This is a genomic window from Bremerella volcania (assembly GCF_007748115.1).
In the GTDB taxonomy this organism is placed as follows: Bacteria; Planctomycetota; Planctomycetia; order Pirellulales; family Pirellulaceae; genus Bremerella; species Bremerella volcania.
In genome coordinates, this window is record NZ_CP036289.1 from 2,007,670 (window position 1) to 2,024,732 (window position 17,063).

Consider the following 17,063-nt stretch of genomic DNA (forward strand, 5'->3'; position numbering starts at 1 on the left):
CTTGCTCTGTTTCGCTATCGGGGGCGAATGAGAGAAACGAAGGGTTAAGTTGTAGGCGGGGAGGTGAAAGGCGGGAGTGGCACATCAGGCTTGGCCTGCTGCCATAGATCTATTTTTTCATCCAGGCTCGCTCATGGCAAGCGCGATTTACGGGGGAAGGCCGAAAGTTAAGTTTCTCGGCTAAAACGACTCAATCAATTTGCTAACCTTGACTTACGTCGCGCGAAATCACACTTGTTGTGTCCATTGCGACCTCCCGTTATGAGATACCGTCATCGATTTGTCTAAGGCCCATGGGGTGCTTCGCGTCTCCCCCTTGGGCAGAGATCGCTTCGACTTTGAAGGAGGTTGTTGGCAGCTGCGCAAAGTTGGTTCGACATGCAGAAGGCTGTCTGGAATCAGTAAGTCCGCGAACGCTCAACCGTGCTGCAAGATGTTCACGAGCTTTCCGAAAGGATCGCGAACGTAGAATCGGCGCACACCCCATGGTTCAGTCACCGGTCCGTATTCGAAAGGGATCTGCGCTTCCTCGAATTTCGCGATCGCCTCGTCCAGGTCACCCACTTCAATCGAAAGATCGGGAACGGCTGTTCCACCGCCACCTTCCTGGGCGAAACTGATCTGAACGGTCATCTTTTCCGCCGAGCCGTACGTCTGGATGAAGCCCATATCCATCAATAGATCCAATCCTAATAGATCGCCGTAAAATGCTTTCGCTTTGTCAGGCTCAGGCGTTTGGGTGTTGGCGACGATTCTTTTGACTTGCATGATTCGGTCCTTGGGTGAAATGGGTTCGCGATATCTTCCGTTTCTCTAACACAATCGCGGTATGTGGGAAAACGGATCGGCATTGTTCAGCCACCGAAATCGATTGGCTGCTAGTTCTACTTACCAGCAGCTGCCGGCGTTGCTAGCGGAAACGAGGGCCGGTCAGGTGCATAAATTCTCCAAAATCTCTGACTGGGGGCACACGCAAAATCGTCAATCTTTCGCCAAATTGCCGATAAGGAAGGAAGGGCAATAGATCTCTCCGCCTGAGCTGCGCGCATGCGGCAGGGCAGGGGGGCTTATTGAAAATTCACGGAAGGGGAGTAAGAAGGATGTCCCAACAGCGGAACGATTCGTTGCGGCAGCAGCTAGCCGACTTTTTCAATATCTCGAGCGGTTGCCGCTTTTCGATTGGGGCGTTGATCTTGTTGCTGATGATCGTTCCGGTGTCGCGGTTTGCGCTGCCACTGCTCATGGAAAACGGCCTGCTGATCGACAACTTCTCGCAGGCTATCTTAGCCTCGTTTGCCTGGTACGTGACGACGGCACTGCTCATCCTGCAGGTCCGCATCGCGCTGGCGCACGGGCCCGAGCGTTTCACGTGGTGGAATCAAATCTCCGGCGAACCTTCCGAGCGCGAGCCGCGCGAACTGAACGACCTGATGGAAGCATCGCGCCGCCGCGGGGCAGGGTGGCCAGGCTGGCTGTGGCTGCTGTGGATCTTTCTGCCCATGCCGGCGCTGACGATGGTGGCCGACTTGAACCTGCGGGTGAACACGGCGGTGATCACCGCCGAAGAACTCTACAGCGGATTCATTGTCGGAGGGCTCATCGCGACGGTGGTACTGTTGCTGTTGAGCTTTCTTCGGAAGTACATCCTCCCTGGCGTCGTGCCGCTGAGAGGGATCTTCCCATTCGAGTGTTTGCTTCACCAGCAAGACAACCTATTGAACGATCCGAACGAGGTCGCCAATCTGCCCAAGGGGATCGCCGTGATGCTGGCCCGCATTGGGATGGTTCGCGGGCCAGGCTACTCGATCAAAGATCCTAACGGAGTCGAACGTCCGCTGGCCGGTCACCTGGAGTTGGCTCTCTTGCTGCTCCTGCTGTTGGTGATGACCTTCGCGCTGGGGATTTTCGATCACGTCATATTTCCCGGCAGCAACCTGGCCAAGGTGATTCCGACGCTGGGGCACTTCGCATTGGTCGTTGCCATCCTTTCGACGTTTGCTTCCGGTATGGCGTTCTGGTTGGATCGTTTTCGCGTTTCGACGTTGCTGGCCGCGTCTGCGTTTGCGCTGGCTTTGTTTTTGTCGCGCGACTACGAGTTTCAAGTCGAAATGGCTCGCTGGCAGAGCCCGACGCTGGTCGAAGCGATCGAGGCGAAGAAAATTCCTGCCAGCCGATCGAACGATCCGCGGCAGCATGACCAGCGGACGCTGATTGTCGTGACGGCGCCTGGGGGTGGCATCCACGCGGCGGCCTGGTCGGCGGAAGTGTTGACGCGTTTGGACGAACGCTGGCCCGATACGTTTCGACAATCGCTGGGGATGATCAGTTCGGTCTCCGGCGGAAGCGTCGGTTCGATGTATTACATGGACGCGATCAGTTCGCCTCAGATCGAGGTCACGATGGAAGAAGTACGCGAGCGAGCCAAGCTTTCGTGCTTGGAGCCGATCTTCTTCGCGGCCACGTTTCATGATCTGTTGCCACTGACTCCGTACGATCGCGGCACGGCCATCGAACGTTTCTGGGATTTCACGCTCCGCTCTGGCGAACGAGGTTCACCCAGCTTGAGCGATTGGGGCATCCAGGCCCAGAGTGGTCAAATGCCGGTGATGGTGTTCAACGCGACCGACGTGAAGTCAGGCCGACGCGTGCTGTTGGCATCGACCTCCATTCGAGACGATTCACAGGAAACGCATTCGCATGGCATGGTCTGCAACACGCATACGTGCGCGTTCGATCTGCGTCAGAACGATCTGGATATGAACGTCGCGACGGCCGTTCGCCTGTCGGCTTCGTTTCCTTACGTCACCCCGATCAGTCGGCCGGTGCATGGTGAAGGAGGGAAACAAGTCATGCCGCCGGTGCGAATCGGCGACGGTGCCTACGCCGACAACGACGGGATCATGACGGCGCTGGAGTCGGTCAGCCAGTTGATCGATCGGTTCAGCACGCTTCCGCCGAGCCAACGACCGTTCGATCGTATTCTGCTGATCAACATCGACAACTACGGCACCAGTGCCGGTCATCCTGAAATAGAGGGATCAGGCGGGCAAGTCGAAGCGTTGAGCTACGCGACCATTGGTCCCTTGTTGGGGCTCAGTAACGTCCGTGGTGCATCGCAGGCCGAGCGTGGCCGGTTGGAAGTCGGTTTGCTTCAAGATCGAACGCTGACCGAGCAAGAAGTGATGTGGGTCATCCGCCAGATGTCACGCAGGGGAGATCGTCGTGGACCGCGCGATCAGGACCCACCCGAGTTCGCCAGCAACTCGAGCATCAGCATGCAGGCCCAGCGTAGTGCATGGCAGCGTATGTCGCGCTTCAGCGAAGCCCCCCTGACCACGCCAACCAGCAGCCAGCACACGGGAGCTATGCCAGGGGATCATGCGGATCACCACGAAACGTTTGGCTCGCAGCGCGGTAAGGGGCCAGCCCTGTATCCGATTCAGTTCAAGGTCGTATCGATTCCGTATCGAGGGGACAGCGATCCGCCCCTTTCGTGGAAGCTGAGTAGTGATCAGATGCGAACTTACAGTGAAGCCTGGCAGCTACTCGATGACGAAGCCAGTGCATGGACCGTCAGTACTGATCAAGATTGGGACGACCTGGAAGTGGTGCCGCCGCTGAAAGTGATCGAGCAGTGGTTGGGCCCACCCGGCAAAGAAGCCGCCAACTGGACCATCGCCGGTCGACCGGCCGCCTCGCAAGTGAGGTAGCCATCGTGGTGGTGAGCGAACGCCGACACATTTGGTCGATGTCAGACCAATAGTCCCGCGTTGATGATTGCAACGAAAAAGGCCTGCCCAAGAGATACTTGGACAGGCCTTTTTCATGAGGTGAATCAAGTTGGTTGCTTGATCCAAAGCCTCTTATCGTTATCGCACACCGGGAGTGGTGGGCGGTTGTTTTCCAGGTTAGTTGTCGACCGTGATCCTTGGCAGATCGACGGTGAAACCTTCAAATCCATTCATCATGCCCAGCACCAGCAGCACGATCAGGCCAATCAGCAGTAGGCTGGCCAGACCGCCAAGGGGTGCCGTGTAAGCAGGGTAGGGGCCATCCGCTGGCCGCGACGCGTAGCCATAACTTGCCCCACTCAGGGCGACCAACATAACGACAATCAAAAGGATGATCCACAAAGTCATTGCTTCTACCTCATATTCCGTTCCAACTTCTCGGCCAGCGGATCGAGGGGATTCCTCGATCCACTGACTGGGAAGCGTTACCACAATTTGCCGAATCCGATGATTGCAAGTAGCGTGCCATTTCGGCGCGGAGTTATTTCTGAGAAACTATGTGAATTCACGCACATGCCGTGAAGCTAATGTGAAATCGAATTGGTATACCCCTGTAAAGCGGTTACCATCGATGTCTTTCGTTTCCATCTGACAGGCCGACTTCCGGTCTGCACGGCGCCCCATGTCTGACTCCATCATCGAAGTGCACGATCTTCACAAGACGTATCGTGAAGGTCTTTTCGCCCGCAAACAGGTCAACGCGCTGCGCGGGGTAACGCTCGAAGTTCCGCGTGGCTGCATCTTCGGATTGCTCGGCCCCAATGGAGCCGGCAAGACCACGCTCATCAAGGTAATGCTCGGGCTGGTGAAGCGATCCTCAGGCAGCGGCAACCTGTTGGGTCGCCCTTTGGGTGATCGTATGGGACGCATGAAGGTCGGCTACCTGCCAGAGCACCATCGCTTTCCGCGCCACCTGACCGGCAACGCCGCGATGGTTTACTACGGCGGCCTGAGCGGATTGAGCCGGCGGGAAGTACTGCACAAGCGACCAGAACTGTTAGAACGCGTCGGCCTATCGAAATGGGGACAGACGCCGGTTCATAAATACTCGAAAGGAATGCAGCAGCGGCTCGGCATCGCCCAGGCGCTGTTGCACAATCCGGAACTGTTGATCTTGGACGAGCCGACCGACGGGGTCGATCCGGTGGGCCGCGCCGACGTTCGGAAGCTGCTCAAGGAACTTCAGCAGGAAGGGACGACCATCTTTCTGAACAGCCACCAGCTGCAAGAGATTGAACTGGTCTGCGATCAGGCCGCAATCCTCGCTGCCGGTCGCGTTCAGAAGTTGGGGACGATTGAAGAGATCACCAAGCATCCCAATGCCCGCATCGAGTTCGTCCTGCAAGGTTCGCTCGACGACATGCAGTACGCGTTGAACTTCGCCGAGACCGAGCCGTGGCAGACCGATGGCGATCACCTGGCCCGCGTGATCGTTTCGGCCGAAGATCAAAACGAACTGAATCGCTGCGTCGATGCGTTGCGACAAAAGAACATCGACATCTTAGAAATGCGACGGCTTCGCACGACCCTGGAAGATGCCTTCTTGAACATCGTCTCTGCCGAAACGGTCGAGTAATCACGCTTCGTACTTATCTCAAACATTGAGCTGACCTCTCTGATGCGACCTTATCTGACCGTAATCTACGATTCCTTTCACGAAGCGTTCGTTTCCCGTGTGCTGTACATTCTGCTGCTCGCGCTGACGCTGGTGCTTCTGTCGATTGCTCCGCTGGGTTACGAGACCAAGCGGATGGTGACGCTGCATCGGATGAGCATTCGGGACGTTCCTTCCTTCGTAGGCGAACTGAAGCAGCAATCCACCGCCGAAGGAGAGAACCCCGGCAAGCGAATCGTGGCGTTGGCCGGCGACTCGCTCAAGAACCTGGTCAATGCGACGGAGAATGGAAAGTTCACCGGCAACCAGGTCAACGACGTGGTCGACGGCTTGAACGAGGTTCTCACCAAGAAGGACTTCTATAGCGAAGCGGCCTGGAAGGACGTCAAGCTGGGGGAAGAGACCAAGGTGCTGCTCAAGCAGGGACCTGAGAAGCTGACCGGCGATGACCTTTCGTACTTCAATCGCCTGCTGATGCGTGACGCGTACCCCGTGTACCTGGGCAACGTGCCGGCCGAGCAGCTTTACTTGACCTATCCGCTATTGTGGGAACCGCTGCCGCTGCCGATCACGCAGGACATGTTTGAGATGACGGTGAAGTACATGCTCACCGGATTCATCGACGTGTTCATCGGGATGTTCGCGATCTTCGTGGCGATCCTGGTCACCGCGCCGATCATGCCGCGGACGTTCGAGCCTGGGGCGATCGACCTGCTGCTTAGCAAACCGATCTCGCGCTCGCTGTTGATTCTGGCCAAGTACCTGGGCGGGTGCGCCTTCGTGCTATTGAGCGTGACGTACTTTCTGGTTGGGCTGTGGCTGATCGTCGGTTGGCGATTCGACGTGTGGAGCAACTCGCTGCTGTTGTGCATTCCCGTGTTTCTGTTTCAGTTCGCCATCTACTACTGCGTATCGGTATTGGCCGGGGTGATGTGGCGGAACTCGATTGTCTCGATCGTGGTGACGGTGCTCTTCTTTTATGCCTGCTTCGGGATTGGGTTCTTGAAGACGTCGGTCTTCGAACCGTTCATCGTCAATCCAACGCGACTGGTACGCCTGGTCGATACGGACGAAGGCCTGGTAGGCGTGACCCAGGTAGGGCAGTTCGTGCAGTGGAACGACAGCCTACGATCGTGGGAGGTGGTGCTGCAAAGCGAACGCCGCGGGCCTGAGAACTTCGCGATGCAATCGATCTTGATCGGTCCGATCTACAATGAGCCCGCCAAGAGCATGATGTACCTCCAGCAACCCACCGGTGGTGGGCGTCGTCGCATGGGTGGCAGCACGTCGTTCATGACGGCCAAGTGGTCTGGCAATTGGGTTGCCGAGGAAGGCCCCGGCCCGCCGACCGGTGCTTCGTGGATCCTGCAAGACGCGAAGGATAACGTCTTCGTCGTCAGTTCCGCAGGCGTCTTCCTGTACGAAGGGGATGGCACGCAGAAGAAGGCGAAGTTCCTTGGCTTCGATATTCCGCTGGGGGGCAACAACGCGTTCAAGCGACTTGGTCCCAGCGAAGGCGTACCGTACTTTCCACCATTTGCCGCCGCGATCGATCCTTCGTCCGATCGACTATTGGTCGAGAATCAGGGATCGCTTTACTTGCTCGAGCGTGATCCGAAGAAAGGATACGTCGTCAAGACCGAGGCCAAGCGAGACAGCGAAGGGGAAACGGCAGTGGGCCTGACTGGCAAGGTGGCCGTGGTGGCTGACGAGCATGGCCACATCGAGCTTCGCGATGGTGAGACGCTCGAAGTGCAAAAGAGCTTCCGGCCTGCCGGCGACACGCCGCCCAACGCGATCGAAACGAGCCGCGACGGAAAGTTCATCGCGGTGTTGTTTCACGACGGAGCACTTTGGCTGTACGACGTCGAGGCAGGGAAGGGGAGTCGCATCGACAACGACGCTTCCGCGATTGCGTTCGATAACGATAAGCTGATCTTCGCCGACAATAAAACCCGCGTCCGTGTGCGTTCGCTGTCCAGCGGTGAAACGCTGGAGACCTACTGGCCTGAGTCAGACTGGTGGCGATTCACGTATGACTGGGTGATCGAGCCGGTCTACTACGTCTTCCCCAAGCCAGGCGAACTGAACAACCTGCTGAAGTACCTGGTCACCGACGAATCGACCAGCTCGTTCCAAGGCCCCCAATCGACCGGCGACCTTCGCGAAGTCCGCATGGCCGACAACATCGTCATGCCGGTCGTGCACAATCTCATCTTCATCTGCGTGATGCTGGGGCTTACCTGCTTCTATGTGAGCCGGTTGGATTTGTAAGAGGGTGGATTAGCCACAGAGAGCACAGAGATCACCGAGGAAGAGAAGATAAGTCTAAGGATTACACCGATAGTCACGGATAAGAACGGACGAGTACCTTCGGTTACTCAGCGATAAGTCTCAGAACATTCGATTAACTTGGTCCCAATGACACAGGCCACTTCTTCTCCTCAGTGATCTCTGTGGCTAACTGATTTCTTCAGACGGTGTGAAGTGTTCCCGCTGAAGACTGAACACGGAAAACTTCACACTAGTTCCACTACCGCACGCGGCACTTAAACCGGATGATACCCCCAGCCTGAACGGCCAGCGGATCTTGGATTTCCCAGCGAAGGACTTCGCTTCCCGCTTCGTTGGCTTGCTTCATGAACTGAGCATCGATGTTGCACTGGGCCGAGCCTTCGACGTATTCCAGACGCGGCGTCAGATTGTCGATGATCGTGACGTTGCCCATGACCTGCGTGCCGACATTATCGAATCGCAAGGTGAACTCGACGATCTCGCCGATCTCGGCAGCCCCCTTGTCGGCGACCTTGATCACCCGCAGGCGAGGTTCGCCAGGAACTTCCGACCAGACGAACTCGTGAGGCAGATCTCCTTCGACCAATTCGGAAGCCTTGCGGCCTTCGAGCATGACTTGAACTTGTTGGTTACGCGTCCAGGTAACGGCGTTCTGCAGGCTCTGTGATAGACGCGGCTTCTCGCCCTGTTCGAGGATGCCGTAACGGATCAGGCTGAGGTTTTCGTAGGCTTTGAACGCTTCGATGAATTGATGCGGCTTCTGCCAGTTGTGAGCCATCAGCGGCGGCAGGTCTTCGGTCAGAGCATTGGCATTCTTGCCGCCGATCTGGCCGCGAAGTGCCAGCGGTTGAATCATACCCACCGGCGTACCGTTTTGCTGCTGGTTGATCAGCTGCAGGTCGGCGTCGATGCCAGCGATCTGCCGGGCCAGGACCTCCTGGTTGAGCCCGGCGACTTTGCGAACGGCCGCGAAGCGCGGCGCGTAAATGCAGACGCGGTTGCTGGGCGTTACGATCCGTTTGCCGTCGAGCGTGTCGTAGTGGCCGATGGTGTCTTCAATGTCGAGACCATGCACGCCGAACTCACCGTCGATCTCGGCGTGGATGTTGCGATCGCCGCCGTCGTACAAGTATTCGTCTTCTGGCCAGCAAGGTCCTGCTTGAAAAGGAATGCCCGCGGCGCGGCACGTTTGGCAGCTTCCCAGGGTCGCGCCATGTTGGCAGATCGTGTTAGGATGCTGGCAGCCAGGCCCGCATGGTGGCATGATCTGCCCACGCGGAAAAGCGTAGCTTACCTGCTGCGTGGGAACGTGAGCGGCGGCCGGTTGCGGCTCGATCGGCATTTCAGCGGAAGTGCGCTGAATGGCGCTGGGGTAGTTGACCTGCGGTGCGGTCGCGGTATTGACCGGGGCCTGGTAAGGCTGGCCTTGGTAACGAGGTTGATACGCCGGCACGCCGTTCAATCCGGTGTTTTCCGCCGATTGAACCGGGGCAGGGGAGGGGGCCGCCGCGTAGTCGTACTCCGGCACGTGCGGTTGATTGAACGTGACGCCAGCTTCCGGTTTGACGGGGACTTCTTCCTGCTGCTTAGCCTGTCGATTGAGCGAGCAAGCAGAAAATGCCGAACCACAAGCGACCAGCAAGGTCAGCGTGACGAGTTGTCGAAAGGCAAAGTTGTATTTCATCGATCGTGGTTCCGTCGGTCTATCGCTGCGTTGGATATCCGGGCTGGGCCATGTACTGAGGCTGCATAGGCCACGGTGCCGTGTTGCGGCGAACGTTTTCTTCCCGCTGATGAAATTCGGTACGCGGTGGAGCCTTGGGAGCCAACGCATGCACAGGCACGCCGGCCATGGGGCCTGGTCCCAAAGGAATTTCAACGCCGCCAGCCGGGGCAGGGGGGGGATTGCCGAACAGTTGGATCGGCGGTGATTGGTACGTGAACTCACCAGGCATGTCTTCGGCGGTTGGCCGCCGCGAGCCGAGTCGCAGGATGGCTACCGGGCGACCGAGCGAATCAGCGGTGACGACCGGATCGGTGCCAGGCTCGACTTCAAACCATGGCTGAAAGCCAGGTTCGTAAGCGTTGGGAATCGCCGTGCGTGGGTTTTCCAAGTAGATCACACGCGTGACGAACTTGCCTTGGAGTGCGTATTGCAGTTCTTCCTGCGTGATGTGAATCGGAATCGGGAATTGCAATTCCATGCCTGCTGGCGGATAGGTGCGGTCGATCACTTCGACCGACGGAAATAGCTCGGCACCGGGTCGGAAGGGGATCTGCGTGACGCGGAAACGATAGACGGCCCCGATCAGGCAGCCGTAAGTTTGCGGTGCAGGCTGATCGTCGGCGAAGGCATCGCCAATCACCGGGGCGATTTTGGCTCCTTCCGGCAGCACCATCTTGATGGGCTGCGAGTAGCCGGGAATGCCGCGTCCCTTCATGTTCTGAAACTGGCCGATCGTGCCAGGGTTCAGACGCTCGGTATACAGAGGCACCAGGCCCGATTGAGCCTTGGCGACGTCCGCGGCGGCCAGTACCACGAAGGCGGCCATGAGTAAGAGCTTTTTCAGTTCAATTCGTTTCACGGCGATCTTCTTCCCTGAAGGTCTGCGTGAGGTCGGGGGGACTTAATAGTGTGGCCTTGAAGTGCGTTGGCTTCGCGTGTTCCGGGCCAGGTTGATCTTCTCATCCGGCATGGAAGTAGGGTCGCGGAATCATGTCCGCGACCCTGTTCCATTGCCATGGAGATTTGGTCGTTGGGCGGCTTACTGAGCCGGGCACCACTGACCGTTAGCGTCGTAGTAGCCACCGCTTGCTGGCGGAACTTGCTGATGCATGTCCGCGAACGGTTGCTTCAGATTAGGCGAAGGATGAATGTTCTCTTCGGTAATCCAAGCACGGTTTGGCGGCTGTGGGTAGCTGATGCCAGGACGCTGCTTGACGTGAACAGCAACCTTGGGCGTCGGGCCAGGCAGGTGCGTGTGCGTGTGATTCTTGATCACGTGCTTCTGCAAGCCAGCCGGACCACCCAGCGGAATGTGTGGTGGGCCAGGCAGGCCGATTGGCGTACCGGTGGTTGGCATGCCCCACATCGGAGCCGTCATCCCGGCAACGTATGGGCCAGGACCAGCGCCAGGACCGGCAGCGGCGGCAGCACCGGGACCCATGCCAGGGGCAGGACCACAGTAAGCACCGGCGGCTGGGACGCCCATGGGCATTCCGCCAGCCATCATCCCGCCGAAATCTTCGCCGGGGACTTCCAAGTCCTTGTTACCCAGTCGAACGATGGCCATGATCGAACCGCGACGGTCGGCTTCGACAATCGGGTCGACGCCTGGATCCAAGCGAGTCGAGACAAGCGTTTCGACGTTGGCCAGGGCCAGCTCTTGGTAGTTCGGATCTGGCAGGTAAATGACCTTGGTCACGTAAGTGCCGCTACGAACTTGAGCGAAGTCGTCTTCGGTGAACTGAACAGGAATGGCGTTGTGAGCCAGGAAGGCTTCGGTTCGCGGCGTAGCGAATCCGACTTCGATGGTCGGATACAACTCGACGCCCGGTTGGCCTTCGATGTTGGTGATCTTCAGACGATAGATACCGCCTTGTGGGAAGTTCTTGGAGAACGGCACGATCCGTGGTTCGGAGTCGTACAGGCCGATGCCGCCAATGTCCCAGCTGACCTGCATGCCGTCTGGCGAGACGAACAGCACTTGGCTGGTCCAGCTAGGAGCTGGCATCGGTGGAATTCCACCTTCCAGTGGCATCATGGCAGAAACCGGAGCAATCGCCGGAGGTGCCAGAACACCTGGGCCAGGGCCGTCGACGCCTGGGCCAGGATGACGCAGTTGCTGAGCCGGAGGCAAGTTATAGCCACCAGCAGCCTGGTGTCCAACGTGCTGGCAGCCGGTACCGGCGGCAGCCGTCAGAAGCATCAAGGTCCACATCCACAAAGTTTGTTTCATGATTTCCCCCTCACTAAACCCTTGCTGCCGCGCCATCGCGGCATTCTCCATGGCAAGAGCGGAGATCCTCTCAGGTATTCGTAAGTGACCAATGGTTGCGAGCGGTTAAGGGCAACGCCGCCAACGGTTCCAAAGAACCTCACCGACTGACGTGGACCCGGCCTCAAGGAAATCCTTACAATCGCAGCCGTTGGTTTGGCATCCATGCCAACAAACGACTCAAGCGCAAGACTATCCCTGTTGCCATTTATGTTCGGCGTGGCAGGACAGGATTCTTTGGGAAAACCGGCAAATCCCGGCCATGAAAGATAATCGTTTCAAATTAACAGGCCTGATCGCAGTAGCACTGCTAGCCGTTGGCGTCGGCTTGGGGTACGCCGCGCAGCGATTTCACGACAGCAATGCCAGCGGAATCGGGGCAGGGGGGAGTGCTCCGCCAGAGAACCGCCTGGGGCTCGATATCGACTTGCTCTTAATGAACGTCGTCACGCGCTGGCAGCAAGCCGACGCGTTGACCGCCGACGTCAACTGGCAGGTTCATCTGTTCGAGCACACGCTGCAAGGTATAGGAGAATACACGCAGTCTGGCCGCGGTCCGCTTCAGCGACATGGAGTCATTTTGAAGAGTACGGACCCGGCCGCGCCGATGTTCTTTCAGCAGGCGGTGCTGGCAAGCGAGCCGGTCGTGTGGACGCAATGGAAAACAAGCCTCGACGAATCGGCCTCGATGGTTCGGCTGGACGACTTGGCACACGCTCATCCGCAAATGCCGCGGGCGGGTATCGCACATCTCATTTGGCGGCTGCAACAAAGCTATGCGTTCACTTCGATCGAGCCAGTCATGCAAGGAGAACGCCAACTACTGCTCGTTCGAGGAACCAAGCGACGCGATGCAGAGAACGATGAGGGACTGCTTCCGTTTCTCGACCAGCAAGCCAACGGAGCCAGCTTGCTGTTGGATGCGGCGTCGGGGTTTCCGCATCGGATTCAATGGGAGTCGGTCGAATCGAACCGACGAACGCCTTTGGTGACGGTCGACTTGATCCGCGTGCGAGCAGGCGTTTCGCCCAATAGCCAACTGCTATCACCGACGACGATCGTCCCCGACGCTACCGACCAGACCGAAGCGTACCAAATGGCCGTGACGTCCGGGGCAGGGGGGCACTACTGATGCGCGGCGTCGTGCAACGGGTTCTTGAGGCTCACGTGGAAGTCGATGGCCAGATCGTAGGTCAGATCGAGCAAGGTCTGATAGTGCTGCTTGGCGTGGCGGAAGGGGATACCCAGGCCGATCTGAAGTACCTGGTCGAGAAGACGATCCATCTGCGGATCTTTGAAGACGACGAAGGCAAAATGAATCGCAGCGTGCTCGACGTCGGAGGCAGCATCCTGGCGATCAGTCAGTTCACGCTGCTGGGCGACGCGCGCAAAGGACGCCGCCCCAGTTTCATCACTGCGGCCAGGCCAGAAGAGGCCACCGAAATGTACCAGGCGTACGTGCGCCAAATCCGCGAGCAGGGGGTGACCGTCGAGACCGGCATCTTTCAAGCCGACATGAAGGTCCACCTGGTAAACGACGGACCAGTCACGCTGTTGCTCGACAGCAGCAAGATTCTTTAACAGCAGCAAGATTCTTTTGCGACTGACGTGGCAAAAATTCCTGTCCCCTCTCCACCGTCCTTCGGGGAGAGGGTTGGGGTGAGGGGGCATCACCGTCCGATGATAGCGCATTCGAGAATCAAGTTCAGGTGCGTACCGAACACTTGACCGGCGATGCGCTAGACGCCTCGCTCCCGAAACCCTCACTCTCTCTGCGAGGGAGCGGGGACAAGAATTTTATCGCTGAATGATCGGTGGCTGTTCGGTGGCGATCTGCTGGGTCGGAATGGCTTCTTGCTGGTGCGGTGGATGGAACTTGTAATGCTCCATCAATAGAGGATCACCAACCGCGGCAACGACTAATACGATGAGCTTGCCATAGGTCGATACATTCGACCATAGACTCTTGCCATACCAGAACTTGATAGCAGTACCAAACGAACTCTTCAATCGAATGCGAGCTCCCTTCCATTCGACCGACCAGATTTCGTCGAGGATCAAGTGGACCATGAAGCCGATGAAGACGGCGGCGCTCTTGAAGATGCGGACGTCGAGATTCTCGCCGGAGACGACCAGAAACGCCAATAAGGCGCACGAGACGGCGGCCGGAATGCTGTGCCACATGCCGCGGTGCACCGTGTAACGTTTGAAGATCTCGACCACGCCGAAACGGATCGTGATATAAACCAAGGCCCCTGCCAGGGCGATCGCTTCGGCCGAGAGCCCCATGTGTTGCCAGCGATCGACCATCAACATCGGGACGACGGCAGCCAGCACGTTGCTTGTTTCGCGAAGGGGACGACCGGAACCGGAGTCGAGGTCAGGCAGAATGCCGGCCAAGCTGCACAGGCCTGCACCAAGCATGCACGTGATGATCCGACTGGGCTCAGGCGTATCGAGTATGAAGTAGCCTGCGACGCCAACGCCAACGCCGACTACCGTGCTGGTCGAGATGTGCGTGTTGAAATCGGCCATGGATCCCCTGCCTCAAAAAAATTTGGTGCGCCCCCCTGCCAGTGAACTACGCGCGCAGCGGGACGGAAGTTCGGCACTTGTACCGGAAGCGTGGGTTTGTTTTCCAGAGCATCTTTTTACGTCCGCTAGCAATAGCGGAAACTGACCTTCGGGTTTCCGCGCGTCGTGCGTATACTCGTGCGACTTCTGGGGCGAAGTTTTTCTTGAGCGATGGATAGCGAACAATGGTTGCATACGATTTCCTCATGCTGGCAATACTCGCAGGCGCGGTCCTGTGGGGTGTGTACAAAGGCATGGCCTGGCAAGTCGCATCGTTTGTTTCGCTGGTAGCCAGCTACTTCGTCTCGATGCAACTTCGCGAGCCGGTCGCCAACGCGCTCGGTCTTCAACCACCTTGGGGAACGACCGCCGCGATGCTGGGTCTGTACATGGCGACGTCGCTGATCGTGTGGGTCGTCTTCTCGATGATCAACAAGACGCTGAAGAACTTTGAACTCAAGGATTGGGACCGCCAGGTCGGTGCCGGGCTGGGCCTGGTCAAAGGCGTGCTGCTGTGCATCATCGTGACGATGTTCGCCGTGGCGCTGACCAAGGATGACAGCCGCCAGCAGATCGTGCAGTCGAAGTCGGGTTTCTACATCACCAAGGTGATCCACAATCTGCACGGCGTGATGCCGGCGGAAGTGAACCAGGTCGTGGGGCCATTCATCGAACGCTACAACCAGCGGATCAACGGACAGAATCCAGATTGGTTCGCCGAGACCGGAAGCGGCACGGGATTGGGCTCCGGCGGTGGTGATGGCGTGACGATCGACCCAGCCAATTTCAACCTCCAGACCGAGTTCCAGAACTTCCAGAATAACGTGCAGAACCAGATCCAAAATAAGATCCAGAACGAGGTTCAAAACCAGGCAGGGCAGTTCCAGAATTTCGTGAATCAGACGATTGAAAATCCACAGAACGCTCAGTCGAATTGGCAGCAGTATTCCGGCCAGTATCAGCCGCCTCAGCAGCCAAGTTATTACCCACCGCAAATGAACATTCCGTCGCCGCAGCAGCAGGGAGGCAGCTACATTCCGCAGTACTCGCAGCCGCCTCAGCAGACGCCGTATCCGATGCAGAACGGCCAGCCATACTACCCGGCGCAGCCACGGTATTAAGTGGCCAACTGCCAACGTCAGGGAAGAAGTGGTCGGAAACCGGGATATGCTCAAAACCCGGCAAAAACAGGGCTCGAACCGCACATAACAAACATTATCGGACGTTGCAGTGGGGGTTCTCTGGAGACTGGGTTATTCGGCTCATTCGCCTGTTTGGGCCCTACTCTCTCATGAACTTCATTGCCAATCTTCTGAAGATCGTCCTTCAGGATCGCTTCTCATCGCATCGAAGCTCGACGGTCGACTCCCAGGTCCAAAGGCCACCAGAACGCCTCTCGGAGCGAGCCTGATTTCGAAACGAAAAAGCCGCCGCGAGATTGCCTGGCGACGGCCTTTTGGAGTGATGAATTTCATTGCCGAAGACGGCTTCGATTTAGCTCGCTGGTTCGCTTTCGGTGGTCTCCAGTTCGCGCTCCAGGAACATGCCCATCTGGCGGAATTTGTCGTATTCGAAATTCATGTGCCAGTCATTCCGTCTTCTTCCCGACAGGCTCGTACGCAAACTGCGTCAGTGAAACAGAGAGACGATTCCAGCATTCATTGATGCGTCGAATGTGTCCCTGTGACTCTTCACTTAGAGCGGATTCATATCCACCTTCTTGTGGAGCCGCCCCAATTTCAGTGAAAGAAAGTTCGATCGCGTGTAAGACTCCCTGCATGACGATATTGACCCGTTCAGCTTGCTTTCGATCGAGTTGGCCACGAATCTGTGCTCTTGCGTATTCCATTGCCAAGAATCTTCGTAAAGGAAGAGGTGGATACAGTGATTCGTTAAGTTCCTCGTGGGTAAATCGCTTGTCCCCAAATAAACGAAACAAAACATTCACCGCAAACAATGTATCGTACTGAAGCATCTCCTCTGTTGCTTTGAGTCCCGAAGGGTGAACTCTAATAGACTGTTCTTGTTCAGAGGTCAGCCGCATCGAAACGATACGTGAAAATATTGCCCGACGATCTGCATCCAGTTCAAGTGCCTGTCGTTCCAGTTGTTGTTCTCGATTGCAACGCCAGCCAAGTTCTCTCACAAACGAGCCCCAAACTTGGTCTAGGTAGTCGACATGGCCACGGGTGATATGCGCAATTTCGTGACCCACAAGAAACATCAGCGCTTGATCCGCGAGAATCTGACCATACGCACGGCGAGAGTCATCTTGTGGAAGGACGGGGCGTACACCCATTTGAAATAGATCTTCTGCATCTGTAATCGTCCATTCAATGCTGGGAAGATCATCTCTCTCGATTGAAGGTCTGCCAATCTGAGGAAATGTCCTCGGATTAGCCATTATCCTGCTTACTACAAGGTGAAGCATCGCAACGGCGCCTGTCGTAACTGCAATAAAATAGTTGCCTTCATGCTTAAACGCGGCGGCATTGATTTCTCCATCTAGGACGAAATCAAAATGGATGTTCGGCAGCGACGGCAAAAAAGTTTTGGCACTATCAATCAAGTCCACAGCGAGTTCACGCGTATGCTGAAAGACGGAGTAAGAAGGAGCTTGAGGAATTGCTTCTATATCGAAAAGCTCGCCCAACCTTCTATGCCGACATGCTTGATCAAAAGTTTCACGCATTCCCATGTTTGCTCCATCTTCGGAAAAAGCTCACGCAAAAAATCCGATACTTCCAATTTATGTCAATGCTAACGCATCGCAGGGCGAATCACTATTGC

At 57.0% G+C, this 17,063-nt stretch carries 13 protein-coding genes; 6 read left to right on the forward strand and 7 right to left on the reverse strand.

The window, feature by feature from the left end; all coding sequences use genetic code 11:
• Window positions 1-417: 417 nt before the first annotated feature.
• Window positions 418-768, reverse strand: a complete 351-nt coding sequence (locus Pan97_RS08290; RefSeq protein ID WP_144971630.1) for a VOC family protein — start codon at window positions 766-768, stop codon at window positions 418-420.
• A gap of 332 nt (window positions 769-1,100) precedes the next feature.
• On the opposite strand from Pan97_RS08290, the gene Pan97_RS08295 reads away from it, so the two are divergent.
• Window positions 1,101-3,710, forward strand: coding sequence for a patatin-like phospholipase family protein (locus Pan97_RS08295; protein WP_144971631.1), 2,610 nt, complete (start codon window positions 1,101-1,103; stop codon window positions 3,708-3,710).
• Window positions 3,711-3,908: 198 nt separating this feature from the next.
• On the opposite strand, the gene Pan97_RS08300 is transcribed toward Pan97_RS08295, so the two are convergent.
• Entirely contained in the window at window positions 3,909-4,139 is a 231-nt protein-coding gene (locus Pan97_RS08300) for a hypothetical protein (RefSeq protein ID WP_144971632.1), read from the reverse strand.
• A 274-nt stretch (window positions 4,140-4,413) separates the two neighbouring features.
• On the opposite strand from Pan97_RS08300, the gene Pan97_RS08305 reads away from it, so the two are divergent.
• Window positions 4,414-5,367, forward strand: coding sequence for an ABC transporter ATP-binding protein (locus Pan97_RS08305; RefSeq protein WP_144971633.1), 954 nt, complete (start codon window positions 4,414-4,416; stop codon window positions 5,365-5,367).
• Between the two features lie 42 nt (window positions 5,368-5,409).
• Window positions 5,410-7,680 (forward strand): ABC transporter permease, encoded by a 2,271-nt coding sequence (locus Pan97_RS08310; protein WP_144971634.1) that lies wholly within the window; start codon window positions 5,410-5,412, stop codon window positions 7,678-7,680.
• Between the two features lie 259 nt (window positions 7,681-7,939).
• Here Pan97_RS08310 and Pan97_RS08315 read toward each other — a convergent pair whose 3' ends face one another.
• From Pan97_RS08315 to Pan97_RS08320, 3 genes are all read right to left on the reverse strand, one after another.
• Window positions 7,940-9,385 (reverse strand): DUF11 domain-containing protein, encoded by a 1,446-nt coding sequence (locus tag Pan97_RS08315; protein WP_165698661.1) that lies wholly within the window; start codon window positions 9,383-9,385, stop codon window positions 7,940-7,942.
• Between the two features lie 19 nt (window positions 9,386-9,404).
• A complete protein-coding gene (locus Pan97_RS26230) occupies window positions 9,405-10,286 on the reverse strand; it encodes a hypothetical protein (protein ID WP_165698662.1) in 882 nt (293 codons plus the stop codon).
• A gap of 180 nt (window positions 10,287-10,466) precedes the next feature.
• Window positions 10,467-11,660: a hypothetical protein gene (locus Pan97_RS08320; RefSeq protein ID WP_196782321.1), complete on the reverse strand. Its 1,194-nt coding sequence runs from the start codon at window positions 11,658-11,660 to the stop codon at window positions 10,467-10,469.
• Window positions 11,661-11,961: 301 nt separating this feature from the next.
• Here Pan97_RS08320 and Pan97_RS08325 point away from each other — a divergent pair, with 301 nt between their 5' ends.
• Complete coding sequence (locus Pan97_RS08325) at window positions 11,962-12,831, forward strand: hypothetical protein (protein ID WP_144971636.1); 870 nt, start codon at window positions 11,962-11,964, stop codon at window positions 12,829-12,831.
• Window positions 12,831-13,280, forward strand: coding sequence for a D-aminoacyl-tRNA deacylase (dtd, locus tag Pan97_RS08330; RefSeq protein ID WP_144971637.1), 450 nt, complete (start codon window positions 12,831-12,833; stop codon window positions 13,278-13,280). The genes Pan97_RS08325 and dtd overlap by 1 nt, the downstream gene beginning before the upstream one ends.
• A gap of 216 nt (window positions 13,281-13,496) precedes the next feature.
• Here dtd and Pan97_RS08335 read toward each other — a convergent pair whose 3' ends face one another.
• Entirely contained in the window at window positions 13,497-14,234 is a 738-nt protein-coding gene (locus Pan97_RS08335) for a metal-dependent hydrolase (protein WP_144971638.1), read from the reverse strand.
• A gap of 224 nt (window positions 14,235-14,458) precedes the next feature.
• Between Pan97_RS08335 and Pan97_RS08340 the strand changes: the two genes are divergently transcribed.
• The gene (locus Pan97_RS08340) at window positions 14,459-15,394 is read left to right on the forward strand and encodes a CvpA family protein (protein ID WP_144971639.1); all 936 of its coding nucleotides are present in this window, start codon (window positions 14,459-14,461) and stop codon (window positions 15,392-15,394) included.
• Between the two features lie 467 nt (window positions 15,395-15,861).
• Here Pan97_RS08340 and Pan97_RS08345 read toward each other — a convergent pair whose 3' ends face one another.
• Window positions 15,862-16,971: a hypothetical protein gene (locus Pan97_RS08345; RefSeq protein WP_144971640.1), complete on the reverse strand. Its 1,110-nt coding sequence runs from the start codon at window positions 16,969-16,971 to the stop codon at window positions 15,862-15,864.
• Between the last annotated feature and the right edge of the window lie 92 nt (window positions 16,972-17,063).